The following is a 23,896-nucleotide window of genomic DNA, read 5'->3' on the forward strand; positions in this document are numbered from 1 at the left end:
GGGCGGTGACCGGGAACTGGTCGGCCGGGTCGTGGAGCGGGTCAAGGAACGCGAACTCAAGGGCTACACCTACGAGGCGGCGGACGCGAGCTTCGCGCTCCTGCTGCGGGAGGAGGTCCAGGGCAGGCCCCTGCGCTACTTCAAGGTGGAGTCCTGGCGGGCCATCCTCGAGGACCGCCCCGACGGCAGCCCCGCCAACGAGGTCACCGTGAAACTGTGGGCCAAGGGCGAGCGGATCGTCGCCACGGCAGAGGGCAACGGCCCGGTCAACGCCCTCGACCGCGCCCTGCGCGTCGCCCTGGAACAGATCTACCCGCAGCTCGCCAGGCTTGCGGTGGTCGACTACAAGGGCCGCATCCTGGAAGGCAGGCACGGCACCCAGTCCACGACCCGGGTCCTGATCTCCGCGACGGACGGCGCCGGCGAGTGGTCCACGGTCGGCGTGGCGGACAACGTCATCGCCGCGTCCTGGCAGGCGCTGGCGGACGCCTACACCTACGGCCTGCTGCGGGCGGGCGTGGAACCGGCCGAGTGACCATCAGCCCCGCGCCCGCCCGTCAGATCCTCCAGGAACGCAGCGCCTCGGCGACGGCGTACACGCTCAGCCGGGCGTCGCGCACCTTGCGCACGAGGTCCGACAGGGCGCCGTACGGCGGGTCGACGCCCTCACCGGACTGGTCCATGTACTGGGCGGCCACGAAGGCGGCGAACAGGCTGTTGCGGTGCGGAAGCGGCTCCAGGCGCACGATCGTGTGCAGCAGCGCGGCCGCGCGCCACGCGGCGTCCGGGTCGGCCGTCTCCAGCGTCGGCATCCTGGTCTTGTGCCGCGCCACGGCCGCCACCAGCGCCGAGTAGTCGGTCACCGTCACGTCCTCGTGCCCGAGGGCCGCCTCCTGGACGTCGAGCAGCCAGGACACGTCGACGTGCAGCACCATCAGGCGGCCGCTGCCCCGCCGCCCCGTCCGGAGGGCGGCACCTCGTCCGGGAACGCGTCGTCGAACTCGCCGCGCAGCCGGTCGGCCCAGGCCACGGCGCCGGCGACGAACCGCTTGCGGTGCATCTCCCGCACCCCGAGATCGTGCAGGTACTGCTTGAGGCTCTTGCCCTCCGCGGCGGCGGCGGCGCGGACGCCTTCCATTTCCTCTTCGGAGAAGGACACGTTCAGCGATGGCATGACCCTGATGGTACCTAGTTGGTACCTGCCCCGCCAGGTGCCGCTTCCGGGGCCGTCGCCCCCAACTCGCCGATGGGCGGAGAGGGCAGGATTCGAACCTGCGTGGACCCTCGAAGGGATCCGACTCCGGGCTTGCGCCCTGGTCCCCGATCAGCCGCTCCGGGCACCTCTCCTCGCTTCCGGCCCCGCGGTTCCCCCCGCGGCGCCGTTCACGTGTCTCATGGTGCCGGGACAGGCTGACACCGCCCTGACACACCGCTGACCGGCGCTAGGGTGACTGCGCATGACCCACACCGAGACGGAGATCACCGCCGAACTGGTCCGGGACCTGGTGCGCGAGCAGCATCCCGACCTGGCCGGCCTGCCGGTGCGGCTCGGCGCGCGGGGCTGGGACAACCAGCTGTGGCGGCTCGGCGACGACCTCGCCGTCCGGCTGCCCTGGGCGACGCCGTCCGCGGACGCGCTGCTGCGCAAGGAGCACGCGTGGCTTCCCGTGCTCGCCCCGCGCCTTGCTCTGCCGGTCCCCGTCCCCCAGCGCCTCGGCGAGCCCTCCGAGCGGTTCCCGCGGCCCTGGATCGTCACCACCTGGGTGCCGGGAACACCCGCCGACCGCGCCCCCGCCACGCGCGCCATGGAGGCGGCCGACACCCTGGCCGGCTTCCTGACGTCCCTGCACCGGCCGGCCCCCGAAGGCGCACCGGCCGGCCGCGACCGCGGAGGCCCGCTGGCCGGCTACGCCGAAGGGTTCGCCCGGGCGCTGGCCTCGGCCACCGAACAGGGCCTGCTCCCCGACCCGGACGCCGTACGCGCGGTATGGCAGGACGCCGTCACCGCACCGGACTGGGCGGGCCCCGCGCTGTGGCTCCACGGCGACCTGCACCCGGCCAACGTCCTGACCCGGGACGGCACCTTCTGCGGCGTGATCGACTTCGGCGACCTCTTCGCGGGCGACCCGGCCTGCGACCTGGCCGCCGCGTGGCTGCTGCTGCCGGACGGTGCCGTCGACCGCTTCCACGACGCCTGCCAGCCGGCGCCGGACCCGGCGACCCGCCGCCGTGCCCGCGGCTGGGCGCTGCTGAAAGCCCTCGCCTGCCTGTTCATCGGCGAGGCCGGCGTGCACGGGCGTCCGGGCGGCAAGCCCACCTGGGGCCCGCCCGCCCGGGCGGCCCTGCGCCGCCTCACCGCGACGGTCCACGGGCCCGCTTCGCCGGCGCCGGGGGAGTGACGCCGGAGCGTCGATGGGCGGAGAGGGCAGGATTCGAACCTGCGTGGACCCTCGAAGGGATCCGACTTCTGGGCGTGTGCCCTTGGTCCCCGATCAGCCGCTCCGGGCACCTCTCCTCGCTTCCGGCCCCGCGGTTCCCCCCGCGGCGCCGTTCACGTGCCTCATGGTGCCGGGACGGGCTGACACCGCCCTGACACACCGCTGACCGGCACATTCGCACGTACGGTGCGAGTGATCACCGCGGACGACAGGGGCCGCGGCGGCGGGCACACTGGTGACATGGCTATGCCCGGACCGGCCCGTGCGCCGATCCGCCGGCTCCCTCCGCGGCCACAGAGCGCCCGGGACGCCCGGCGGTTCGTCCGCGAGGCCCTGGACGGGGTGGCCCCGGACGTGGCGGACACCGCGCAGCTGCTGGTCAGCGAACTGGTGACCAACGCGGTGGTGCACGCGCACACCCAGGTGGAAGTGCGGGCCTGGGCCGTGGACGGGCGGGTGCACGTCGAGGTCAGCGACCAGGAACCGGGCCGGGTCCTGGTACCCCGGACCAGCAGCACGGCGTACGCCAGTACGGGACGAGGGCTGGCCCTGGTCGAGGAGCTGGCCTCCAGCCACGGCGTCCAGGTCGGCGAGGACCGCAAGACGGTCTGGTTCGAACTGTGGCCCGAGACGCCCGAGCCGCCGGTCTCGGACTGGAACATGCCTCCCGCGCACACGGCCGCGACCCCCGTCGAGCTGATCGATCTGCCCGGCGCGCTGCACAAGGCGGCCCAGATGCATCGCGAGGCGCTGCTGCGCGAATCCCTCCTGGCGGCCTCCGCGGGCGGCCTGCCCTCGGTCCCGCTGACCGACCTGGAGACCGCGCACGACACGAACCACCTGGTCAGGGCGCGGGTGACCGCGGCGCCCGAGCGTCACTCACACGGGGACCTGCACACCGTGCGCGCGGAGATCCCCGACGACGCCGAGGACGCCGTGCACACCCTGGGCCGCGTCCTCGACCTGGTCCAGGAGGCGGCGGGCCAGGGGCGGCTGCTGACCCGGCCGGCCCTGCCGCAGATCCACGCCCTCAACCGCTGGCTCCTCGGGCAGATCACCGCCCAGCTCGCCGGCCGCCGGCCCACCGCCTGGACCGAGATGCCCCGCGAGCCCAGCACCACACCCCCCGAGCTGGCCGCCTGGGACCCCGGCCGGCTCCAGGCGAGCAGCACCCCGACGATCGCCGCCGACGACGGCGACCGGATCATCGCCGCCAACGCCGCGGCGTCCGACCTCCTGGGCTGGCCGGCGGGCGCGCTCATCGGGCAGCGGATCACCAGGGTCATCCCGGAACACCTGCGGGAACGCCACGTCGTGTCCTTCACGTCCCTGCTGCTGACCGGGCATTCCCGCATCCTGGGCCGCCCGGTGTCCGTCCCGGCCCTGCGCCGCGACGGCAGCCTGGTCGACATCCGCCTGTGCATCCAGACCCAGGAGGCGTCCGACGGCCGCACCGTCTTCGTCGCCCGCCTCACCCGCCCGAACGGAACCGGCCCCCCGGCCCGGCCGGCATGACCCCGCCGGCATGACCCGGGTGCGGCCGCTGCGGGTTGCATGTCCGGGGTGCGGCCGCCGCGGGTCGTCGTCGAGACGCATGACCCCTCGCGCATCTGCCCCGGAGCCCTCACGGCCCGGGACCGGTGCCCGGCCCTGCCGCAAGGCTGCGCACCCGGCCCGGGACCGGCCCTCCCCTCGTTCTCACCCGGCCCCCCGGCCCGGCCGGCATGACCCCGCGGGCATGACCCCGCCGGCATGACCCGGGTGCGGCCGCCGCGGGCCGTCGCCGTCGTGCACGACCCCTCGCGCACCGGCCCCGGAGTCCTCACGGCCCGGGACCGGTGCCCGGCCCTGCCGCGGATGCCGCGCACCGGCCCGGGACCGTTGCCCGGCCCTGCCGCAGAGCCGCGCCCGCCCACTGCCGCAGAGCCGCGCCCGCCCACTGCCGCAGAGCCGCGCCCGCCCACTGCCGCAGAGCCGCGCCCGCCCCGGGACCGGTCCTCCCCTCGTTTCAGGCCGCGTCGCCCCCCGCCGGTGCGGGGACGGCGGAGGCCGTGCGGCGTGGGGTGCGGGCGTCCAGCCTCAGGCGAAGCCGGCGCGGGTGGTAGACGGTGGCCAGCGGCACCGGGCGGACGTCCATGCCGGGCTCGCAGGTGACCCGCCAGCGGCCGAGGATGGTGGCGAGCCCCAGGGTGGCCTCGGTGCGTGCGTACAGGTCGCCGATGCACTTGCGGGCGCCGGTGCCGAACGGCACGTAGGCGTGGCGGGAGGCCGGTGTGACACGGTCCGGGAGCCAGCGGTCGGGGTCGAACGTCCGGGGGTTGTCGAAGGCGCCCTCGTAGTGGGCGACCGCGGCGGGGCTGAAGACGACGGTGGAGCCGGTGGGCAGCCGGCGGCCCGCCAGCTCGGCCGGGGCGGTGGTGAGGCGGGTGAACAGCCAGGCCGGCGGGTGCAGCCGCAGCGTCTCGGAGATGATCCGGTCGGCCAGGGACAGGTGCGGCAGGTCGTCCCAATCCGGGGCGCGGCCGCCCAGGACGGTGTCGATCTCGTCGTAGAGCGCGGCCTCGATCCGCGGGTGCCGGGAGAGCAGGTAGAAGACCCAGGTGAGGGTGCCCGCGACGGTCTCGGTGCCGGCCGCCATGACGGTGATGACCTGGTCGTGGATCTCCTCGTCGCCGAGCCGGCCGCCGTCGTCGTCGCGGGAGGCGATCAGGGCGGCGAGCAGGTCGTCACGCTCGGTGCCGGAGCTGCGGTAGTCGTCGATGAGCCGCTGGGTGGTCTCGTGCAGGAAGTCCAGGTTGCTGCGGTAGCGGCGCTGGGAGGGCAGGGGCAGCCGGCGGATCGCGGCCGGCAGGAACATCTGCCGGAACAGGCCGTTGAGCACGACGTCGAAGGAACGTTCCACCCTGGCCGCCAGCCGCGGGCTGACGGGTGTGGAGTACAGGGTGCGGCCCACCGTGCGCAGGGCCATGCCGTACATCTCCGCAAAGGCGTCGACGACCATGCCGTCCTGCCAGCGCGACGCCGTGGCCTCGATCTCGGCGCGCATGGCCTCGGAGTACCGCTTGAGCCGGCCGCGGGTGAACGCCGACTGCATCAGCCGGCGCTGGCGGCGGTGGTCGGCGAACGGGCAGGTGACCAGGCCGTTGCCGGCGATGTCCCGGGCGCGGTCGTAGAAGACGCCGCCCTTGTCGAAGATGCGGTCGTTGGTCAGGACGTGCCGCAGCAGTTCGGGGTGGGTCGGGACGTAGGCCCGGGTGGGGCCGATCCTGATCTCGACCAGGTCGCCGTGGGCCGACAGCGAGGTCATGAAGTCCACGGGGTGGCGCATCATCTGCAGGGCGTGGCCCACGACGGGCAGCGCCCCGGGCGCCGCTCCCGCGGAGAAGGTGGTCTGCTCGGTCATTCGGTTCTCGACTTCCCGTCTGTGCTGGTCGGTTGACGGCTGCCGGGCGGGGGCTAGCGGGCGGTGCTGCCGAGTTCCTCCAGGTAGCCCTGGGCGCCGGCGGCGAGCGCGAACTCGGCGTCGTAGCGGCCCGAGGAGCGGTGCCAGTCGTAGGAGCCGCGGATCACGGTGCGCACGGCGTCGTCGCGGTAGCGCTCCAGGGCCGCGCGCTCGCCCTCGTCGAGCCGGTAGATGTCGGCGACCCGCGGCAGGCAGGACTCCAGCAGCAGGTACTGCTCCAGGCGCAGGCGCACCTCGCTCTGGATGTGGGCGACGCTGCGGTCCTTGGACCAGCCGTGCTCCCGGCGCAGGATCATGACCATGTTGTTCTGCTCGCCGCGGGCCTCCTCCTTCTCCAGCGAGGCGATGTCGTTGAGCAGCAGATTGACGTCGACGGCGATCTGGAGCATCGCGCAGAGCACGGCGCTGTCGAAGACCCGGTGCGGCACCTCGAAGCGGCCGGCGCGCTCGGCCAGGTCGACCGTCGGCTGCACCCCGATGGTGTGCCGGCGCACGGCCAGGTACTGGGCGGCCGAGTCGTACGGCATGTCCCAGAAGCGGCTCTGTGCCTCGTCGACGTAGCCGGCGAAGTAACTGCGCCAGTGCCGGGCGCTGCGCGCGCACCAGGCCGGTGTCATCCCCTGGCAGGTGCGCCGCCAGATGTCGGCGAAGCCGTGGGCGATGAGGGGCGCGCTGTCGGGCAGGGGGCCGTCCAGCGCCGCCGCGACCGCGTCGGTGAGCTGTTTGGCCTCCTCGGGGTTCTCGCCGCGCGGCCCGTCGAAGAGGTCGTCGAAGAGGAAGAACCACGACATCAGATCGACGCCCAGGTCCAGGTCGGCGCCGGTGGCGTGGGGGTAGAAGCGGGAGGCCAGGTCGGCGTAGCCGCCGCGCAGATGGCGCTCGGCCGCCGCCTCGGACTTGATCAGCCCGAGCGAGCGCGGCCAGGCGAGCTGCTCGGCGTCGGCGCGGGCGTGATCCGGGCTCTGCCGGCTCGGCAGGGGTATGTGGAAGTCGACGTCCTGGGGCATGGGGGAATCCTCGGGAGTGGGTGGCAGACGGACAGCGGGCACGGGGGCGCCCTGACGGCGGCTCCGCACCGGTCGGAGGGTCACGAGCAGCGCAGGAGACAAGACGGGTACGGCGGCCGGCCCGGGCTCAGACCTCGCGGTCGACGACGAACCGCCCGAGCGCGAGGAGTTCCTCCCGCGCGCCGGCGTCCACCTCGGCACCGCGCAGCGCCTCCTCGGCCAGCGCCATCCGCCGCGCGGCCTCGGCCAGCGCCCAGTGACGGCCGCCGGCGTCCTCGATCAGGCCGGCCACGCGCCGCAGCTCCTCCTCACCGGGTTCGCCGGGCGCGGTGAACCAGGCGGCCAGCTCGGCGCCGAGCGGATCGTCCTGGTTCAGCGCGTGACTGACCGGCAGGGACTTCTTGCGGGAGCGCAGATCGGAGTGGACCGGCTTGCCGGTGACGGCCGGGTCCCCCCAGATGCCGAGAACGTCGTCGACGAGCTGGAAGGCGATCCCGACCTGGTCCCCGTACAGCGCCAGCGCGTCCACGGTCGCCTCCGGCGCCCCGGCGAGGACCGCGCCGATCGCGGCGCTCGCCGACAGCAGCGCGCCGGTCTTGCCGGCCGCCATGTCGACGCACTCCGCGACCGTGACGTGCGCGCGCCGCTCGAAGGCCAGGTCCTGCACCTGGCCGCGGATCAGATGCCGGGTGGTGCGCGCCAGCAGCCGGGCCGCGGGCGCCGCCGTCGGCCAGCCGGTGTCCAGCAGCACCTCGTGGGCGAGCGCCAGCAACGCGTCCCCGGTCAGGATCGCGCTGGAGGCACCCCACAGGCTCCACACCGTGCGCCGGTGGCGGCGCTCCTCGTCACCGTCCATCAGGTCGTCGTGCACCAGGGAGAAGTTGTGCACGAGCTCGACGGCGACGGCGCCGGGCAGCGCCACGTCGGGGGGTGCGCCGACCGCCTGGGCCGACAGCAGCGCGAGCGCCGGCCGTACGGCCTTGCCGGCGTCGGCGCTGGTGGGCTCGCCCCCGGCGGTGATCCAGCCGAGATGGTAGGCCGCCTGGTGGCGTGAGCGGTGGTCGAGCCGGTCGACGGCGGCGCGCAGCGCCGGGGTGATCGCGACCCGGCTGTGGCCGAGGCAGGCGGGAGCGGTGCTCATGCGGCCGCCTCCGTCTCCGTGCGCCAGGGCCCGGCCGGGTCGTCGAAGATGCTGACGACCTGGCGCATGACGCGCCGTTCGGCCGGGTCGAAGGCCTGCTTGGCGTGGATGGTGCCGAGCTGGTCCCACATCACGACGTCCCCGGGCTGCCAGGCGTGGACGTAGGTGTAGCCGGGCTTGCCCGCGTGCGACAGCAGCTCGTCGAGCAGCTTGCGGCTGTCGCCGGGGGCGAGGTCCACGATCCGCTGCGTGTTCAGGGTGCTGACGTACACCGACCTGCGGCCGGTGCGCGGATTGCGGGCGATGAGCGGGTGGACGGTGGAGGTGCCGTCCTCGGGCAGGATGTCCCCGGCGTCCTCGCCGAGGGACACCTCGCCCTGCAGCTCCTCCTCGATGGTCTCCTCGTATCCGGTGCGCAGGGCGTGGCGGACCCGGTAGGAGTGCAGGCGCCGGCGCTCGGCGGGCGGCAGCGACTCGTACAGGGCGTACATGTCGGTGAACAGGGTCTCCCCGCCGCCGGAGGACGGCACTTCCACGGCCTCCAGGAAGCCGACCTGGGAGATGCGGGGCCGGAAGGAGTAGTCGGTGTGCCAGCCCATCCACCCGGCGTCGCCGACACCGATCTTGCGGCCGTTCTCCACCAGGTTGGAGACGATCAGGATCTCGTTGTGGTCGGGGTGCGCGCCGCTGGTCAGACCGGTCTTCGGGATGTGCCCGAAGCGGCGGCCGAAGGCCAGGAACTCCTCGCAGGAGGGCCGGTCGTGGCCGCGGAAGACCAGGACGAGGTGCTCGTCGAGCGCCGCCCAGACCTCCTCGACCTGGGTGTCGTCCAGCTCGCCGGTGACCTGGGCGCCGTGCACGACGGCGCCGAGAGCGGCGCCGGGTATCGGCGTTACGTCCATGGGGGTTGCCGCCTTTCGCTGAAGAGGAAGGGGGTGGTCAGCGCAGGTCGAGGCCCGCGAGGTCGCCCGCCTCGCGCCAGCGCCTGAGGATGTTCACGAACTCCACCGAGCCGCCGCCGTAGCTGGAGTTGAGCAGCGGCAGCCCGCTCGGGTCGCCCTCGTTGTTGTAGAGGCCGGGCGTGCAGTTCTCCAGGAAGTCGAGGTCGTTGCTGGCGAGCCGGAGGATCTCCTCCACCCATTCCTTCTCGCCCGCCTCCGAGGCCTCCACGACCCGGTGGCCGCGCTCCTCCACGGACTTGACGACGTACGCCAGGTGCCGGGTCTGTTCGCCCAGCATGTAGGCGATGTTGACGTGCCGGCCCGCCTGGACCTTGGACAGGATGAAGCAGTTGGGGAAGCCGTGCACCTGCAGTCCGTGCAGGGTGCGCGCCCCGTCCGCCCACTTCTGCGACAGCCTCACCCCGCCGCGGCCGACGATGTCGTAGCCGGCGCGGTCGGTGTACGGGACGGCGAACTCGTGCTCGTAGCCGGTGGCGAAGACCAGGCAGTCCACGGGGTACTCCCGGCCGCCCGCGACCACCCCGGCCGGGGTGAGCCGCTCCACGCCCCGCCCCTGGGTGTCGACCAGGGTCACGTTGGGCCGGTTGAAGGTCTGCAGGTACTCGTCGTGGAAGCAGGGCCGCTTGCAGTACACGCGGTAGTACGGCTTGAGGGCGGCGGCGGTCGCGGGGTCGGTGACGACGCTGTCGATGCGGGCGCGCAGCTCCTCCATCTTCAGGAAGTCCGCCCGCTCGGCGGCGAGCGCCCGCTCCTTGGGGTCGCCCCCCGTGTCGCCGGTGGGCAGGATCGCGGCGGCCAGTGTGGCCGTGGTCTGCGTCCAGCGGTCCTGGACCAGGTCCTCGTCCTGCGGGATGCCGGAGGTCAGCGCGTGGAAGTTCTCCATGCGGCGCTGCTGCCAGCCCGGTCGGAGGGTGTCCGCCCAGCCGGGCGGGGTGGGCCGGTTGCCGCGGACGTCGACCGCGGCCGGGGTGCGCTGGAAGACGACGAGCCGCTCGGCCCACTCGGCGAGGTGCGGGGCGAGCTGGACGGTGGTCGAGCCGGTGCCGATGACACCGACCGTCTTGTCCTTCAGTCCGGTCAGGCCGCCGGTGCTGTCGCCGCCGGTGTAGCCGAAGTCCCAGCGGCTGGTGTGGAAGGAGTGCCCGGCGAACGTCTCCAGGCCCGGCAGCGCGGGCAGTTTGGGCCGGTGCATCAGGCCGATCGACATGGCCACGTACCGGGCCCGGAACAGATCCCCGCGGTCCGTGCTCACCAGCCACACCCCGGCGGCCTCGTCCCAGCGCAACCCGGTGACGGCGGTCTGGAACAGGGCGTCGCGGTACAGGTCGTACATGCGGGCGATCTTCTGCAGGTGGGCGAGGATCTCGGGCCCGGTGGCGTACTTCTCGGTGGGTATCGTGCCGGTCTCCTCGAGCAGCGGCATGTAGATGTAGCTCTCCACGTCGCACCTGACGCCGGGGAACCGGTTCCAGTACCAGGTGCCGCCGACGTCGCCGGCCTCGTCGATCAGCCGGATCCGCTCCAGGCCGGTCTCCTCGCGCAGACGGGCGCCGGTCAGCAGGCCGCCGATGCCGGCGCCGACGACGGCGACGTCCACCTCGTCGGCGAGCGGCTCGCGCTCCCGCCGCTCGGTGTACGGGTCGCGCGCGTAACGGCTGAAGTCGCCGCGCGCGAACTGGTAGGTGCGGCCGAAGCGGCGCTTGTCGCGTTCCTGCCGGTACTTCTCCCTCACCGCCTCCAGGTCGATGGCCGGTGTGTCCTCGCTTCGGTCGTCGCTGTCGGCGCGGGCCACAGCTCCTCCTCGGGGGAAGGGGGCGGAAGGGGAACATGACGCCATACGTCGTCGAACTGGTCGCGCAGCCGCGGCGCGGCGTCGGGGTTGCTGAAGAGGTAGAAACGGTCGGAGCCCAGCGCCTCCCACACGACGTCGGCGACGTCCTCGGCGCTGACCGAGGTGGCGCCGCCCGCACCGCGGGGAGCCGTCAGGCCCTGCACCATGGGGGTGTCGACCCGGCCGGGACACAGCACCGACACCCGCACCCCGGTGCCCCGCAGATCGGCGCGCAGGCTCCGGGCCACCGCGAGGTCGGCGTGCTTGGAGGCGGCGTAGGCGGCGCTGCCCGCACCGACGGCGAAGGCGGACATCGAGGCGGTGTGGATCAGATGGGCGGGCCGGCCGCGCTCCAGCAGCCGGGGGACGAAGGCACGGGCCACCAGGACGTGCGCCCAGTGGTTCACCTCGAACACCTGCCGCATCCGCTCCAGCGGCACCTCCCACACAGGCCGTCCCACGGGACCGAGGACCCCGGCGTTGTTGCACACCACGTCGATGTCGCCGAGCAGGCCGAACGCCGTGTCCGCGAGCCGTTCGACGGCGTCCGGGTCGGTCAGGTCGGCGGTCACGGCGGTGACGTCGGCGCCCTGCGCGGCCAGTTCGGCGGCCCGGCCGTGCAGGGTGTCGTCGTCGACGTCCGCCATGACCACACCGGCGCCGGCCCGTGCGAAGCGGGTGCTGAGGGCGAGACCGATGCCGCTGGCCGCGCCGGTCACCACCGCCGCCTTTGTCTGTGAGTGCACGTGGCTTGTCTCCGCTTCTGCGCGCGGGCACGCCGGCGAACGGCGCGCCGTTGCCCACGAGAAGGTCTGGATCGGATCGCGCCGTTGGAGCAGCGCGGGCATCAGCCGGGGTCGGGGAGCTTCAGGCTGATCACGAGCACGGTCACCGAGCAGCACGCCAGCAGGGCCAGCACGCACACGGCCGCCGACACCGTCGACAGCGCACCGGCCACGGAGACGTAGAGGGTTCCGCCGACGGTCGCGCCCAGCGCGGTCGCCATCTGCTGGCTGGTGACCAGCACACCGCTGCCCATGCCGGCCTGCGCGGACGGCACGTCGGCGAGGATCATCCGGAACAGCGTCGGACCGGTCAGCGCCGCGCCCACGCCGAACAAGGCGATCCCGGCGAGCACGGGCACCAGGGAGGGATGCGGCCAGCCCAGCCGGACCACCAGCGCCAGCAGCAGCACGCCCGTGCCCTGCACCAGGGCGCCCAGGGTGACGATCCGGCCGCCCAGGGCCGCCGCGATCCTCGGGGTGAACAGCGTCACCGCGAAGAACGCCACGGCGAACGGCGAGAGCACCGCACCGGAGGCGAGCCCGTCGAACCCGAAGTGCCCCTGCGCCACAAGTGCGTAGACGAACAGGAAGGCGCCGAAGCCCGCCGAGAACGGCACCACCGCCGCCAGCCCCCTGCGCATCCCCGGATGCGACAGCACCGACGGCGACAGCAGCGGCGAGCCGCCCCGCGCCTCCAGCCCGGCCTCGGCCCGCGCCAGCGCCACCGCGCCCGCCGCGGCGATTACGAGCAGCGACCACAGCCACAGCGGCCAGCCCAGGTCCGGGCCCGCCACGACCACCGCGAGGACGCACACCATGGTGACCCCGAACAGCACGGTGCCCACCGGGTCGAAGCCCGGCCTCGCGCCGGCCCTGGTCGCAGGGACGCGCCGGACCGCCAGCAGCGCGGCCACCCCGATCGGCACATTGATCGCGAAGACCGATCGCCAGCCCATCCCGGCGACGTCCAGCGACACCAGCAGCCCGCCCAGGATCTGCCCGACGACCATGCCCAGGGCCGCGGTCGCCCCGTACAGGCCGATCGCCCGGGCGCGCGCCTGGCCCGCCGTGGCCGCCTGGATCGTCGCCAGGACCTGCGGTACGAGCATGGCGGCGGCGGCCCCCTGCAGCAGCCGGGCGGCGACGAGGAACTCGATGGCCGGGGCGGCCCCGCACAGCGCCGAGGTGACGGTGAACGCCGCCAGCCCGCAGGCGTACAGGCGCCGCCTGCCGAAGGCGTCGCCGAGCCGGCCGCCCAGCACCAGGCCGAGGGCGTAGGTGAGGCCGTAGCCGGACACCACCAGCTCCAGCGCGGCGGGGCCGCCGTGGAGGTCGTCACTGATCGAGGTCAGCGCCACATTGACGATGGAGGCGTCCACGATGGACAGGGCGTAGCCGGTGAGCACCACCACCAGGGCGATGCCGCCGAGCCCCGCGGCCGGTTGCGTACCGGTCGTGGACGGGGGTGTCGTCGTGGGCCCCTTCGTAGGGCGGAGGCCCTCGCTGTTCGTCATGCGCTGCCTGCCAGGCGTGTGTGGGGGACGGTTGGGACGGGTGCGGGGACGCCGCCGTCACTCGACGGTGGTGGGGGTGCCGGTGATCTTCGACATGATCCCCTTGGAGGCGTCCTTCGCGGACTCCGGCCACGGGGTCAGCGCGTTGAACCCGCGGTGCGAAGAGGCGGGCTGGATGCGGGTGTCCATCGACATCCGCATGCCGGCCGGGTTCGCCGAGACGTTCGGGAGGGACTTGTGGCACATGAAGGCGTGGAAGAGGAGCACGTCACCGGGCTCCATGGGCGAGAACAGCAGCTGCTCGTCCGCGCCGATCTCCTGCGCCGGGATTCCGCGCACGGGGTGGCCGAAGCGGCGGAAGTTCTCGGTGACGACGTGCTCGCGCGGGCCCTTCCGGTGGCTGCCGTCGGCGACGGCGACGCCGCCTATGTCGCGGGTCGTGGCCTGCAGCGGTATCCAGGCGGTGCGGAAGTCCTTGTTCGGTCCTATGTAGAAGCCGTCCTGGTGCAGCGGTGTCAGAAAGCTCGGCTCCGCCGAGCCCGCGGCGGAGGGGTAGTAGCGGATCGTCGTCGACTTGAACACGAAGACGGGCTCGCCGAACACCTTCTCCCAGACCTTCAGGCTCGAAGGGTGGTTCCACAGGTCGTCGTACCTGACGTAGTCGTGCATCGCCACCTCGTCGACCGCCTCGAAGGAGTCGATGGCGAGGGTGTCCAGGGTGGTGCCGGGCGCGGTGTGGCCGAGGGCGACCAGGCCCTCGAGCATCTGCTCCGCGGCGGTCCGCACCAGCTCGCCGTCCAGAACACCGCGCAGATACAGGTAGCCGTGCTCGTCGTAGAACCGGTCGAGGGCCTCACGGTCGTCGAGAAACGGCGTGCAGTCGACGTAGTCGCTGAAGGTGTCCGTCATGGTTCCTCGTCCTCGTGACTGTACGGGGGGAAGGTTTCCGCTGGGGCAGGGCCGCTCAGAAGGTGACGGGGATTTCGTCGAACCCGCCGGTGATCCGGTGCTCCTGCCAGCACAGCGACTCCTCCGGCACCGCCAGCCGCAGGCCGGGCAGTGTGCGGAACAGCCGCTCGAACACCGCGGTCAGCTCGATCCGGGCCAGCGTGCGGCCGATGCAGTGCCGCACACCGTGCCCGAACGCCAGATGCGACTTGGGCTTGTGCCGGCCCAGGTCGAACAGGTCGCTGTCGGGGAACGCCCGGCCGTCGATGTTGGCCGCGCCGATGGCCAGCATCACCGCGTCCCCGGTGCGGATCACCGTCTCGCCGACGGTGATGTCGCTGTGCGCGTACCGGGGAATGATCGCGTTGGACCCCTTCCCGCCCACGCCGAGCCGCAGGATCTCCTCGACCGCGGCCGGCGCCAGCTCCGGATTCTGTGCGAGCAGCGCACGCTGCGCCGGATTGCGCAACAGCAGCAGCGTGCCCAGGTCGATCCGCACGATGGTGGTCTCGTAGCCGAACAGCAGGACCGCGTTGCCCAGTTGGGCGATCTCCGCGTCGGACAGCGCGCCGTCGTCCTCGGCGATCAGCTCCGACAGGATGTCGTCGCCCGGCTCGCTGCGCTTGCGCGCCACCAGCTCCGTCATGTAGTCGACCACCTGCTGAAAGGTGTTCGCCGCATGCTCGTTGTCGCTCTGGTCGAAGGTGCCCCTCGCCCACTGCCCGAACCGCTCCCGGTCGGCCAACGGCACGCCGAGCAGATCGCAGACCACCATGGTCGGCAGCGGAAACGACAGCGCACGGTGCAGGTCGACCGGCGGAGCGGTCGCCGCCAGCTGGTCCAGCAGATCGTCCACGTGCTGCTCGATCCGGTCCTTCATCAGCCGCATCCGGCGCGTGGAGAACCGGGGCACGAGCAGCCGGCGCATCCGCGTGTGCCGGACGGTCTCGGTGTCGTGGTCGTCCCCGGCCATCAGCGCGACCATGAAGGCCCTGGCCGCGCTCTTGGCCGACCCGTCCGGTCGGGGATTGCTGAGACCGAGCCGGCGGTCGGCGAGCAGGGCCCGCACCTCGTCGTAGCGGGTGACCAGCCAGGCGTCCTCACCGGCCGTCCGCACCCGGGTGATCGGCCCCTGCTGCTGCAGCGCACGCATCTGGGGCGCGATGCCGAGCACGTCCGGATTGTCGAAGGGTAACCGCGGAAGTTCCTTCATTGAGCCTGTCCTCGCAGCGTCGTGCAGGGATTCGTCGGGCATCCGGGCACGCCGACGGCATCGCCGGCGTCGGGCGCTGCGCGCCGGTTCACGGGCGCGCTGAAGGGTCGGCCGCCGCTTCGGCGGCCGACCGTTGCTGACGTGCGGGTGGTGCGGGCGCCGGGCCGGCGGGGAACTACAGAGACGACCCGACGAGCAGTGCCAGGTCGATGAGACGGTTGGAGTAGCCCCACTCGTTGTCGTACCAGCCGACGACCTTGACCTGCGGGCCGGACACCCGGGTGAGCCCGGCGTCGAAGACGCAGGAGGCCGGATCACCCACGATGTCCGTGCTGACCAGCGGCGCGTCCACGTACGACAGCAAGCCCTTGTACGGCCCCGAGGCCGCCGCCGCGTACGCCTCCTTCACCTCGTCCACGGTCGTGCCGCGGCGGGTGGTGACCGTCAGGTCGGTGACCGAACCGGTGGGCACCGGCACCCGCAGGGCGAAGGCGTCCAGCCGGCCGGCGAGTTCCGGCAGGACCAGACCGATGGCCTTGGCGGCCCCGCTGGAGGTCGGCACGATGTTCAGGCCCGCGGCCCGGGCCCGGCGCAGGTCCTTGTGCGGGGCGTCCTGCAGGTTCTGGTCCTGCGTGTAGGCGTGGACCGTGGTCATCATGCCGGTGTCGATGCCGACGGCGTCGTGCAGCACCTTGGCCAGTACGGCCAGACAGTTGGTGGTGCAGGAGGCGTTGGAGATGATGGTGTGCCGGTCGGGGTCGTAGTCGCCGTCGTTGACGCCCATCACCAGCGTGATGTCCTCACCGCTGGCCGGCGCGGCGATGATCACCTTCTTCGCGCCGCCCTCGACGTGCGCGCGGGCCTTCGCGGCGTCGGTGAAGATACCGGTGGACTCGATCACGATGTCCACGCCCAGGTCACCCCACGGCAGGGCGCCGGGGTCGCGCTCGGCGAGGACCTTGAGCGTCCGGTCACCCACGCGGATCGCGCCCGACTCGGCGGTGACCTCCTCGGGGAAGCGGCCCAGAATCGAGTCGTAAGCGAGCAGGTGGGCCATCGTGGGCACATCGCCCAGATCGTTGACGGCGACGATCTCCAGCTCCGAAGACCGCGCGGCCGCCGCACGGAAGACGTTGCGACCGATACGCCCGAAGCCGTTGATGCCGATTCGCACAGTCATGTGGTGTGTTCCTCACCTAGCGCTCTACCAGTCCACTGACGCGCCGTTGCGCCGAGGTGCCCTGCACACCGTGCGCCTGGACGAGGCGCCGGCACGCGATCGATCAGGAGCTTATATAAATCTGCGATACATTTCCAGGATGACATCCACTCAGCGTGCCGAGCAGACAACGGACTTGAACGTCGCCGACCTCACCAGAGCGATCGAGAACTTCAACCGCTACTACATCCGGCTTCCCGCAGTTCAGAAGCTGTCCTTCACCACACTGTCCGTCCTGGACACACTGGCCACCAGCGGCCCGAAACGGCTCACCGAACTCGCCAGGACCGAGCAGATCAGCCAGCCCGGGCTCACCCAGCTGGTCACCCGGCTCGAACGCGACGGCCTCGTCGAACGCCGCCCCGACCCGGACGACGGCCGCGCCGTCCTCGTCCACATCACCGACAGCGGCCGAAAGATCGGCCAGACCCGGCGTGAGGACCGAGGCCGTCACCTGACCCCGCTGATCGCCCAGCTCACCCCCGCGGAACGCCAGGCCATCGCCGCAGCACTGCCGGCCCTGACCCGCCTGGCGCAACTCGGCACCGAAGCCGGACGCTAGACCCCTTGCGCGGAGAGGGCAGGATTCGAACCTGCGTGGACCCTCGAAGGAGTCCGACTCCGGGCTTGCCGCCCTGGTCCCCGATCAGCCGCTCCGGGCACCTCTCCCCACGCCCGGCCCCGCGGCCTTCCCGCGGCGCCGTTCACGTGCTTCACGATGCCAGGCCAGGCTGACGCCCCACTGACACACCGCTGACCGGTCGTATTGTCCGGCCCGCGCACGCTGTTACGCCGTAATAGTGCCGAGCAGGATCGTGAGACAGCACCGGCGCTCAACGTCTCGGTCTAGGCCGGAAGCTGACCTAGATAGCTCCTAACGTCGTGGCCGGCAATCAACATGGGCGAAAGGACCGTGATGCACGAGCAGACCAACTCCGCGCCGGCGGGCTACACCACCGTCGCCCCCTGGGTCGTCACCGACGACACGGGGGCCTTCCTCGACTTCGTCTCCGGGGCCTTCGGGGGTGAAGAGCTGGCGCGAGTGCCCACCGAGGACGGTTTGATCGGGCACGGCGAGATCCGCGTCGGCGATACCGTCGTGCTGGCCTTCGACCGGCACACGAACTGGCCCGCCATGCCAAGCCTGCTGCGCGTGTTCGTCCCCGACGCCGACCACGCCTTTTCACGAGCCGTTGACTCCGGCAGCCATGTCGTCACGCCTTTGGCCTACGACGCCTTCGGACAGCGTGGGGGCCGTATCAAGGACCCGTTCGGCAACATCTGGTGGGTGATCAGCCGCGTCGAGGACGTCTCCGAAGAGGAGATGTGGAGGCGGCTGCAGGACCCCGTATACGCCGAAGTCATGCGTGTGGCCCAGGAGACACTCGACAGCGAGCTCAGCGGTCGGGACCACGGACGCAGCAGTGCTCCTGTCAGGACAACCAACTGATCAGCTCCCAACCTGACCGGAGTGACGGCCGGTTCCGGGGGCTCTTCCATTATCTCGGTACGGGAAGGCGTCTGTCGCCGTTCTCCGGAATGATCTTTACGCCCGGTTTCCACCCCTAGAGGTTGTCCCGTATGGGGTGTGAGTTATCCGGTGAGGGCCAGGTTGTGGAGCCGAGCGATGCCGAGCATGGCCTGGTGCACGCCGTTGCCCTTGAGTCGGCAGTCCCGCAGGATTTTCCAGTTCTTCAGCCGCGACAGGGCGTGTTCCACGCGTGCTCGCGCTCGGCGATGGACGGCATTCTCCGCTTCCTGCTGCGGGCTGAGGTGCGTCTGACCTCGTCGTTTGCGGTGCGGGATGAGCAGGCCGGTGCCTTGGTATCCGCCGTCGGCGATGGTCGGGGCGCTGCGGCAGACCCGGTCGACGCCGGAGTCCGTGAACGCCCGGCAGTCCTTGCGGCTGCCGGGCAATGGCAGGCCGATCGCCACCACGAGGCGGCTGTTGGCGTCGATGACGACCTGCAGGTTGGTCGAGTACCGATAGTTCTTGCTCGAGGCGGCGATGCTGCGGTCACGGGTGGGCACCAGAGTGCCGTCCACGATGTAGACGGTGTCCTTGCGCGGCCGACGGGCCGGCGAGATGGCAAGCAGTGGTGCGAGGTGATCGAGGATGCGGTCGGCCGCGGACTTCGAGACCCCGAACAGTGGCGCCACCTGCCGCAACGTGAGGTTCGTGCGCCAGTACGTCGCGACCAGCAGCACCCGGTCCTCCAGTGGTAGCCGCCACGGCCGGCCGCGCTGGACGTCACCGCCCCGGCGCCGCACCAACGCCACTAGCCTGGCGAACTGCGATTCGGTCAGCCCAGAGAACGGCTCGATCCACTTCGGATCATCTGCTGAGATCACCCCACCCATGCCCAGCCAACGCGCCAACCACCCCACCGGTTACGGGACAACCTCTAGGCTTGCGGGCGGACGCAAAGCACGGATCCGACCTGGGAGTCGAGGGTGACGAACGACGTTGCCGCGCTGGCGGTGGAACTCACGGACATGGCTGCCGCCGACCACCAGTCCGCAGCTCGCGCGAACAGCGATGACCCCGCCGACCAGCTGGCGTGGCGGCGGCTGACCGCCCGGCACGGTGACCGGCTCGGCGAGATCATGGACGAGTACGGCTGGCCCACGACGGAGCTGGTCGGCGAGGAGGCCGCACGCGCGGCATGGCTGATCGCTCAACACGCCGACCGGCAGCTCGACGTTCAGCGTCGTGCCCTCCAGCTGATGCAGCAGGCGGTGTCGGCAGGCCTGGCCAGCCCGCGCGAGCTGGCCTTTCTGCGTGACCGTACGCTGGTCAACGAAGGCCGCAAGCAGGTTTACGGCACTCAGATCGCCGGCGTGAAGGACGGGGCGCCGGTTCCGTGGCCCTGTGAAGACCCCGAGCGCGTGGACGAACTCCGCGCGGAAGTCGGCATCGAGCCTTTCGAGGAGTACGTCGCCAGGTTTTCCATGGCCTGAGGCCCCATTTCCCCGTCCTGATGTCGCGCGCAAGCGTCTACGGTGCAGTGGGCGGCGATGGTGGGCATGCTGCCGACGAGCGAGGAGCAGACTGGTGCTGGGGGAATCAGCCGGTGAGGGGACGGCCCTCCAGGTTCGGTCCTGAGTGGCTTGAGTCGCTTGTCAGCGCCCTGAACGAGGCTGCGGCCGCCCCTGGCGGACGCGGGGTCGGGGCGGCACGGATCCGCGATCTTCGTCATGAGCCGAGGCCTGTGCCAGGCGGCGGGTCTTCTGCCAGGTGGTGCCGGGGGCGGGGCCGGCGGTGAGGCGCGGCCGGCGGCGGGAACACGGCGGGTGGAATCTTCCGATGGCGCCGCACACAGCGGGTAGGTGAGGCGGCCCTCCGGAACGTCCTCCATCCACTGACGGCGGGTCGGCGACCAGTCGACGAGGCCGGAATCGACACCGGCCATCTCCATCACCGGGCGAGGGGACGGCTTGCGGGCCGCCCGCTGTCAGGAATCCCCGACAGCGGGCGGCCCGGATCTCCTCCAGGCTGAGCAGGTCAGTAGCGGTCCCCGTAGGAGACACGGTGGTCGCGGCCGTAACCGAACCGGAAGCAGCCCGGGTGACCAGGAAGCCCGGCATCCGGGCCGTGATCGCAAGACCATCCGCGCTTGTCTGAACGGCGAGAACGTTCCTGTTCGGCGCCGCCAGGCTCCGAATGCGCCGTGCCGTTCCCACAGTACTGCCGTCGGCGGTTGGCTCCTCGACGGCCGGGGCGGGCGGCTGGGCGGCGGCTCCCTCGACGCGGTGGCGGCCCGCGCTCGTGCTCGACGTCCAGCCGACCGAGGGCGTTGCGCCACCTCGACGACGGCGTCGCGACCGGCGACCTGGGAGCCTGGCCGGCGGGAAAAAGCTCTCGGGCAACCGAACTTCTGCCCGGCATTGCGCGTCTTGGGATGCGTGGCGCTCGCTGACCTCGCGCGCCGATTCGTAAAACGAGGGGAACCTGAAACTTCATGAAGAGCAAGTTGACCGCCGTGAGCCTTGCGGCCATCGTCGTCGCCGGCACCGCCGCTGCCACGGTCCCGGCGTCGGCCGCCACCAAGCTCGGGCCGACCCGCTGCCACACCGCCGATCTGAAGGCCGGCTTCGCCACGGGGGATGACGCGAAGCCGGAGATGGGACAGACCAAGAAGCAGACACAGGCGTTCGTCTGGTTCACCAACCAGAGCAAGCGCACCTGCACCCTGGCCGGCTTCGCCGGTGTCGACATGATCGGTGCTCAGAAAACCGACGGGACCTGGTCGCTGGTGCGCTCCTCCAAGAAACCCGAAAAGCTGACCCTGCAGCACGGGGCCACGGTGGACTTCAGCATCACCCTGCTTCCGGTGGCCAGGTCCACGCCGCAGAAGGAGAAGTTCGTTCCGGCGAAGTTCCTGGTCACGCCGCCGAACGAGACGCAGCACTTCACGCTGAAGTGGCCTTTCGGTGGCCAGATCCTCAAGCAGGACGGCGCCACCCACCCGGCCACGTACCTCAACCCGATCGGACAGTAACCGACGGGACAGCGCTCTCAGGGGCCTGTCCGGCGGATCACGCGCGGACATAGAGGTGGACGCGCAGGTCACAGCCCGCATTTTGGGTGTGGTCGTGGTCGGCCGTGACAGGCACCAGGTGTGTTGATCGTGGACGTGTCTCCCGGAGTTTCCATCCCGTACGAGAGCTCCGGTGACTCCGGGGACCGTCCTGTCCCGCTCGTGATGGGTTTCGGGGCGCGGATACTCGCCTGGCGCGAAGGACTTCTGCCGGGCGCTGGCAGATCGACAGCGCACCGAGACCGGGCTCTGCGAGACGCGCTGAGCACTGCGCTCCTGCGCCTTGGAACCCGGCCGATGGTATGTGTACGGCGCCGAGCCGGATCCGGCCGGGTGAGCAAGCCGAGGACATCCAGACTGGTACTGGGGGAGCCGCCCGGTGACGAGACGGTCATCCAGGTTCGGTCCAGAGTCGCTTGAGTCGCTTCGGTCGCTGACGGGCACCCCGAACAAAGCTGCGACCGCCCCGCCGCTGGATGCGGGTCGGGGGGCGGCGGCGAGATATGCGGGCCGTCGGAGGCTCGATTCATCCGCGGACCCGACCGGACCGGCTCGGCGAACTGCGCTTCCAGGTCGGCGCGGCATCCGCGGCACTGTGCTGTGTCCCCAGGTGAAGGCGCCGTCCTTCTCACGGGCCCTGCCCATGGCTGCACACCCGTTGTGGGCGTCCGGGGAATCCCGGGCCTTCACCCCGCGGCCTCCGGACCGGCTGTGCCCGGCGGCTCGCCGCAGTGTCACCTTCGCCAGAACAGGTGGTGCCTCACGCCGCTCGAGCTGGGCACGATCTCCAGGTGGAACCGGTCGAGCAGCTCATCGGGGGACTCCCACAGGCGCAGTCCGGACCCGAGCTTCACCGGCGAGACCGCCACATGCATGGTGTCGACGAGGCCGGCATCGAGGAACTGCCGGATGGTGGTGACTCCGCCGCCGAGCCGGACGTCCTGGCCCTGCGCCGCTTCCCGAGCCCGTTCCAGGACCGTGGCAGGGTCGCCGTCGACGAAGTGGAAAGTGGTGTAGGACAGCGTGAACGACGGACGCGTGTGGTGCGTCAGGACGAACACCGGCGTGCGGAACGGGGGCTCCTCGCCCCACCAGCCGCGCCATTCATGGTCCGGCCAGGGCCCGCGCTGGGGCCCGAACTTGTTGCGGTCCATGATCTCGGCACCGATGTTGCGTGCGAAGTCCCGCGTGAAGTAGTCGTCGAGGCCTCGGCTCCCGCCCGGGTCCGTGCGCATGGGCCAGCTCGCCGTGGCGCCGGCCCAGGCGAACAGCCTCTCGGGATGGTCGAGGCCGAACGGCCTCTCCAGGCTCTGATCCTCTCCGGCACCGATTCCGTCACTGGAGACGTTGAAGTTCATGACTCTCAGCAGTTGATCCACGTCGTTCCTCGTCAGGTCCTGTCGGGTCATCGTGCGGCGAGGCGCCCCACATCATGACGTCGAACGAGAAGCGGCACGATCGACAGCGGCCCGTCATCTTTCTTCCCAGGCGTATCGGGCAGCGGCTCGCCGGTTCCGCGGATCAGCAAGGACGCCCGCCTGGGACACAGCTTCCACGCCTGGGCGCGATGGAGACTGTGTAGAAGAACGGCTTGGTATCACCCGCTTCACCAGCCCGACTTCCCTGCGCAGCCCTATGGTTGGCTGATGCGCGCACACCCTGTTGACCGCCCGGCCGATCTCGACGTCGTACGTGAGTCCTACGACCGGGTGGCCGACAACTACGCCCAGATGGTCGTGACGACGGGAGTCGGCGACATCCGTAAGCATCCATGGCTCAAGGCGTCGATCGACGCCTTCGCCGACACCGTGCGCGGGCTCGGACCCGTCCTCGACGTCGGCTGCGGGCCCGGAACGGTCACCGCCTACCTCGCCGAACGCGGACTCGACGTGTCCGGGGTGGATCTCTCTCCTCGCATGATCGAGAACGCGCGCCGACTTCATCCGGAGTGCCGCTTCGCTGTCGCTTCCGCCACCGAGCTCGACCTCGGTGAGGCGTCCCTGGGCGGCGTGCTCGGGTGGTGGTCACTGTTCAACCTCCCCCGTGACGTCCTTCCCCAGGTCCTCGCCCTGTTCGCGTGCGCGTTGAAGCCGGGCGGACACTTCATCACCGCAACACACGTCGGCGACGAGGACGCGGTGCGCACCGAGGCCTACGGAGGCGTACCCGTCCGCTGGACGACCCACAAGTGGCGGCCGGAACAACTCGTCAACTTGATCGAGCAGGCCGGCCTGAACCCGGTCGCCGAATTGCGGCTCCCCCCTACGGAGTACAGCGGGCCCGGTCTGGTCGTCATGGCCAAGCGCCCCGGCTGACGATCAGGCGTCGAAGTGGCGAAGGGTCTTCGGCCGTGGCCGGTATCCATGAGCTGACGCCTACCGCTAATTTCCGTTCGGATACTCCCCGAGGGTCGACGAGTGAACCGCGCCTTACGCCTGGACGTTGAGCCGCCATCCCCGCAGGTGCGACCAGAACTCGGCGACGCTCGGCTGACCTGACCGGGAGAACTCGGCGGTCATCAGCATGAGCGGTCGGTACTGACCGTCGGCTGCACCGGCCGTCGAAGCTCAGCCAGGCACGGACGCGCCGGTCCTCGCTCATCACGAAAGCAGTCGCTGACGCACCCTTCGACCAGCCGAACATGCCGATGCACTGGGGATCGAAGGCGGCGAGCGGCCCGGTCGGCAGCGGCCGGTGGTCGGCGTCGGGGTTGGGCCAGGTGGTGAGGCCCTCGACGCAGTCGAGCTCGAACCGGATGTCAGTGGCGAAGAGACATTCGCACGCCAGTTGCTCACCCCATCAAGTTCTGCAGCGTGAACAACTTGCCATCAACC

The 23,896-nt window shown here is 71.4% G+C and carries 22 protein-coding genes and 3 tRNA genes; 8 read left to right on the forward strand and 17 right to left on the reverse strand.

What is annotated here, in order from left to right; all coding sequences use genetic code 11:
• A partial coding sequence (locus ACGFZN_RS38270) for an alpha-isopropylmalate synthase regulatory domain-containing protein (RefSeq protein ID WP_393863099.1) occupies window positions 1-535 on the forward strand: 535 nt, incomplete at its 5' end.
• A gap of 22 nt (window positions 536-557) precedes the next feature.
• Here the strand turns inward: ACGFZN_RS38270 and ACGFZN_RS38275 are convergent.
• The 3 genes from ACGFZN_RS38275 to ACGFZN_RS38285 form a co-directional block, all read right to left on the reverse strand.
• Window positions 558-935 carry a toxin Doc gene (locus ACGFZN_RS38275; protein WP_393863100.1) on the reverse strand — a complete coding sequence of 126 codons (378 nt, stop codon included), beginning with the start codon at window positions 933-935 and terminating at the stop codon, window positions 558-560.
• A complete protein-coding gene (locus ACGFZN_RS38280; protein ID WP_393863101.1) occupies window positions 935-1,174 on the reverse strand; it encodes a hypothetical protein in 240 nt (79 codons plus the stop codon). Before ACGFZN_RS38280 ends, ACGFZN_RS38275 begins: the two co-directional genes overlap by 1 nt.
• A gap of 77 nt (window positions 1,175-1,251) precedes the next feature.
• Window positions 1,252-1,347 (reverse strand) — tRNA-Cys (locus ACGFZN_RS38285).
• Between the two features lie 110 nt (window positions 1,348-1,457).
• Here ACGFZN_RS38285 and ACGFZN_RS38290 point away from each other — a divergent pair.
• Window positions 1,458-2,399, forward strand: coding sequence for an aminoglycoside phosphotransferase family protein (locus ACGFZN_RS38290; protein ID WP_393863102.1), 942 nt, complete (start codon window positions 1,458-1,460; stop codon window positions 2,397-2,399).
• 18 nt (window positions 2,400-2,417) lie between these two features.
• Here the strand turns inward: ACGFZN_RS38290 and ACGFZN_RS38295 are convergent.
• Window positions 2,418-2,515, reverse strand: a tRNA-OTHER gene (locus ACGFZN_RS38295).
• Window positions 2,516-2,678: 163 nt separating this feature from the next.
• On the opposite strand from ACGFZN_RS38295, the gene ACGFZN_RS38300 reads away from it, so the two are divergent.
• On the forward strand, window positions 2,679-3,953 hold the full coding sequence (locus ACGFZN_RS38300) for an ATP-binding protein (RefSeq protein ID WP_393863103.1): 1,275 nt from the start codon (window positions 2,679-2,681) through the stop codon (window positions 3,951-3,953).
• A gap of 493 nt (window positions 3,954-4,446) precedes the next feature.
• Here ACGFZN_RS38300 and ptlI read toward each other — a convergent pair whose 3' ends face one another.
• The 10 genes from ptlI to gap all read right to left on the reverse strand — a co-directional run bounded on the left by ptlI (window position 4,447) and on the right by gap (window position 16,482).
• Window positions 4,447-5,841 (reverse strand): pentalenene oxygenase, encoded by a 1,395-nt coding sequence (gene ptlI / locus ACGFZN_RS38305; RefSeq protein WP_393863104.1) that lies wholly within the window; start codon window positions 5,839-5,841, stop codon window positions 4,447-4,449.
• A 53-nt stretch (window positions 5,842-5,894) separates the two neighbouring features.
• Window positions 5,895-6,908: a pentalenene synthase gene (ptlA, locus tag ACGFZN_RS38310; RefSeq protein WP_393863105.1), complete on the reverse strand. Its 1,014-nt coding sequence runs from the start codon at window positions 6,906-6,908 to the stop codon at window positions 5,895-5,897.
• 127 nt (window positions 6,909-7,035) lie between these two features.
• Window positions 7,036-8,049 carry a polyprenyl synthetase family protein gene (locus ACGFZN_RS38315; protein ID WP_393863106.1) on the reverse strand — a complete coding sequence of 338 codons (1,014 nt, stop codon included), beginning with the start codon at window positions 8,047-8,049 and terminating at the stop codon, window positions 7,036-7,038.
• Window positions 8,046-8,951 carry a neopentalenolactone/pentalenolactone F synthase gene (gene ptlD / locus ACGFZN_RS38320; RefSeq protein WP_393863107.1) on the reverse strand — a complete coding sequence of 302 codons (906 nt, stop codon included), beginning with the start codon at window positions 8,949-8,951 and terminating at the stop codon, window positions 8,046-8,048. Before ptlD ends, ACGFZN_RS38315 begins: the two co-directional genes overlap by 4 nt.
• A 37-nt stretch (window positions 8,952-8,988) precedes the next feature.
• Entirely contained in the window at window positions 8,989-10,743 is a 1,755-nt protein-coding gene (ptlE, locus tag ACGFZN_RS38325) for a neopentalenolactone/pentalenolactone D synthase (protein WP_393863156.1), read from the reverse strand.
• On the reverse strand, window positions 10,740-11,588 hold the full coding sequence (ptlF, locus tag ACGFZN_RS38330; RefSeq protein ID WP_393863108.1) for a 1-deoxy-11-beta-hydroxypentalenate dehydrogenase: 849 nt from the start codon (window positions 11,586-11,588) through the stop codon (window positions 10,740-10,742). Before ptlF ends, ptlE begins: the two co-directional genes overlap by 4 nt.
• Before the next feature lie 101 nt (window positions 11,589-11,689).
• On the reverse strand, window positions 11,690-13,141 hold the full coding sequence (locus ACGFZN_RS38335; protein WP_393863109.1) for an MFS transporter: 1,452 nt from the start codon (window positions 13,139-13,141) through the stop codon (window positions 11,690-11,692).
• 57 nt (window positions 13,142-13,198) lie between these two features.
• The gene (gene ptlH, locus ACGFZN_RS38340; protein ID WP_393863110.1) at window positions 13,199-14,050 is read right to left on the reverse strand and encodes a 1-deoxypentalenic acid 11-beta-hydroxylase; all 852 of its coding nucleotides are present in this window, start codon (window positions 14,048-14,050) and stop codon (window positions 13,199-13,201) included.
• Window positions 14,051-14,105: 55 nt separating this feature from the next.
• On the reverse strand, window positions 14,106-15,302 hold the full coding sequence (gene penM, locus ACGFZN_RS38345; RefSeq protein WP_393863111.1) for a pentalenolactone synthase: 1,197 nt from the start codon (window positions 15,300-15,302) through the stop codon (window positions 14,106-14,108).
• Window positions 15,303-15,477: 175 nt separating this feature from the next.
• Entirely contained in the window at window positions 15,478-16,482 is a 1,005-nt protein-coding gene (gene gap / locus ACGFZN_RS38350) for a type I glyceraldehyde-3-phosphate dehydrogenase (RefSeq protein WP_393863112.1), read from the reverse strand.
• A gap of 139 nt (window positions 16,483-16,621) precedes the next feature.
• Between gap and ACGFZN_RS38355 the strand changes: the two genes are divergently transcribed.
• The gene (locus ACGFZN_RS38355) at window positions 16,622-17,083 is read left to right on the forward strand and encodes a MarR family winged helix-turn-helix transcriptional regulator (protein ID WP_393863113.1); all 462 of its coding nucleotides are present in this window, start codon (window positions 16,622-16,624) and stop codon (window positions 17,081-17,083) included.
• Between the two features lie 10 nt (window positions 17,084-17,093).
• Here the strand turns inward: ACGFZN_RS38355 and ACGFZN_RS38360 are convergent.
• Window positions 17,094-17,190: transfer RNA gene (locus tag ACGFZN_RS38360), tRNA-Cys, on the reverse strand.
• A gap of 247 nt (window positions 17,191-17,437) precedes the next feature.
• On the opposite strand from ACGFZN_RS38360, the gene ACGFZN_RS38365 reads away from it, so the two are divergent.
• On the forward strand, window positions 17,438-17,971 hold the full coding sequence (locus tag ACGFZN_RS38365) for a VOC family protein (protein WP_393863114.1): 534 nt from the start codon (window positions 17,438-17,440) through the stop codon (window positions 17,969-17,971).
• Window positions 17,972-18,114: 143 nt separating this feature from the next.
• Here the strand turns inward: ACGFZN_RS38365 and ACGFZN_RS38370 are convergent, their stop codons facing one another.
• Window positions 18,115-18,882, reverse strand: a complete 768-nt coding sequence (locus tag ACGFZN_RS38370; RefSeq protein ID WP_393863157.1) for a transposase — start codon at window positions 18,880-18,882, stop codon at window positions 18,115-18,117.
• 93 nt (window positions 18,883-18,975) lie between these two features.
• Between ACGFZN_RS38370 and ACGFZN_RS38375 the strand changes: the two genes are divergently transcribed.
• Together ACGFZN_RS38375 and ACGFZN_RS38380 are read left to right on the forward strand one after the other, a co-directional pair.
• Entirely contained in the window at window positions 18,976-19,482 is a 507-nt protein-coding gene (locus tag ACGFZN_RS38375) for a DUF6624 domain-containing protein (protein WP_393863115.1), read from the forward strand.
• Between the two features lie 1,001 nt (window positions 19,483-20,483).
• A complete protein-coding gene (locus tag ACGFZN_RS38380; RefSeq protein ID WP_393863116.1) occupies window positions 20,484-21,023 on the forward strand; it encodes a DUF4232 domain-containing protein in 540 nt (179 codons plus the stop codon).
• 773 nt (window positions 21,024-21,796) lie between these two features.
• On the opposite strand, the gene ACGFZN_RS38385 is transcribed toward ACGFZN_RS38380, so the two are convergent.
• Window positions 21,797-22,441 (reverse strand): dihydrofolate reductase family protein, encoded by a 645-nt coding sequence (locus tag ACGFZN_RS38385; protein WP_393863158.1) that lies wholly within the window; start codon window positions 22,439-22,441, stop codon window positions 21,797-21,799.
• Window positions 22,442-22,708: 267 nt separating this feature from the next.
• Here ACGFZN_RS38385 and ACGFZN_RS38390 point away from each other — a divergent pair, with 267 nt between their 5' ends.
• Entirely contained in the window at window positions 22,709-23,377 is a 669-nt protein-coding gene (locus ACGFZN_RS38390; protein WP_393863117.1) for a class I SAM-dependent methyltransferase, read from the forward strand.
• Window positions 23,378-23,896: the final 519 nt, after the last annotated feature.

The organism is Streptomyces sp. NPDC048192, assembly GCF_043202415.1.
Taxonomy (GTDB): Bacteria; Actinomycetota; Actinomycetes; order Streptomycetales; family Streptomycetaceae; genus Streptomyces.

Bases quoted from the DNA above. Each gene is read 5' to 3' on its own strand.
- penM (WP_393863111.1), bottom strand. From the start codon at position 15,302: ATGAAGGAACTTCCGCGGTTACCCTTCGACAATCCGGACGTGCTCGGC.
- ACGFZN_RS38335 (WP_393863109.1), bottom strand. From the start codon at position 13,141: ATGACGAACAGCGAGGGCCTCCGCCCTACGAAGGGGCCCACGACGACA.
- ptlA (WP_393863105.1), bottom strand. From the start codon at position 6,908: ATGCCCCAGGACGTCGACTTCCACATACCCCTGCCGAGCCGGCAGAGC.
- ACGFZN_RS38355 (WP_393863113.1), top strand. From the start codon at position 16,622: ATGACATCCACTCAGCGTGCCGAGCAGACAACGGACTTGAACGTCGCC.
- ACGFZN_RS38390 (WP_393863117.1), top strand. From the start codon at position 22,709: ATGCGCGCACACCCTGTTGACCGCCCGGCCGATCTCGACGTCGTACGT.
- ptlI (WP_393863104.1), bottom strand. From the start codon at position 5,841: ATGACCGAGCAGACCACCTTCTCCGCGGGAGCGGCGCCCGGGGCGCTG.
- ptlH (WP_393863110.1), bottom strand. From the start codon at position 14,050: ATGACGGACACCTTCAGCGACTACGTCGACTGCACGCCGTTTCTCGAC.
- ACGFZN_RS38300 (WP_393863103.1), top strand. From the start codon at position 2,679: ATGGCTATGCCCGGACCGGCCCGTGCGCCGATCCGCCGGCTCCCTCCG.
- ACGFZN_RS38280 (WP_393863101.1), bottom strand. From the start codon at position 1,174: ATGCCATCGCTGAACGTGTCCTTCTCCGAAGAGGAAATGGAAGGCGTC.
- gap (WP_393863112.1), bottom strand. From the start codon at position 16,482: ATGACTGTGCGAATCGGCATCAACGGCTTCGGGCGTATCGGTCGCAAC.
- ACGFZN_RS38380 (WP_393863116.1), top strand. From the start codon at position 20,484: ATGAAGAGCAAGTTGACCGCCGTGAGCCTTGCGGCCATCGTCGTCGCC.
- ACGFZN_RS38315 (WP_393863106.1), bottom strand. From the start codon at position 8,049: ATGAGCACCGCTCCCGCCTGCCTCGGCCACAGCCGGGTCGCGATCACC.
- ACGFZN_RS38290 (WP_393863102.1), top strand. From the start codon at position 1,458: ATGACCCACACCGAGACGGAGATCACCGCCGAACTGGTCCGGGACCTG.
- ACGFZN_RS38365 (WP_393863114.1), top strand. From the start codon at position 17,438: ATGCACGAGCAGACCAACTCCGCGCCGGCGGGCTACACCACCGTCGCC.
- ACGFZN_RS38275 (WP_393863100.1), bottom strand. From the start codon at position 935: ATGGTGCTGCACGTCGACGTGTCCTGGCTGCTCGACGTCCAGGAGGCG.
- ptlD (WP_393863107.1), bottom strand. From the start codon at position 8,951: ATGGACGTAACGCCGATACCCGGCGCCGCTCTCGGCGCCGTCGTGCAC.
- ACGFZN_RS38370 (WP_393863157.1), bottom strand. From the start codon at position 18,882: ATGGGTGGGGTGATCTCAGCAGATGATCCGAAGTGGATCGAGCCGTTC.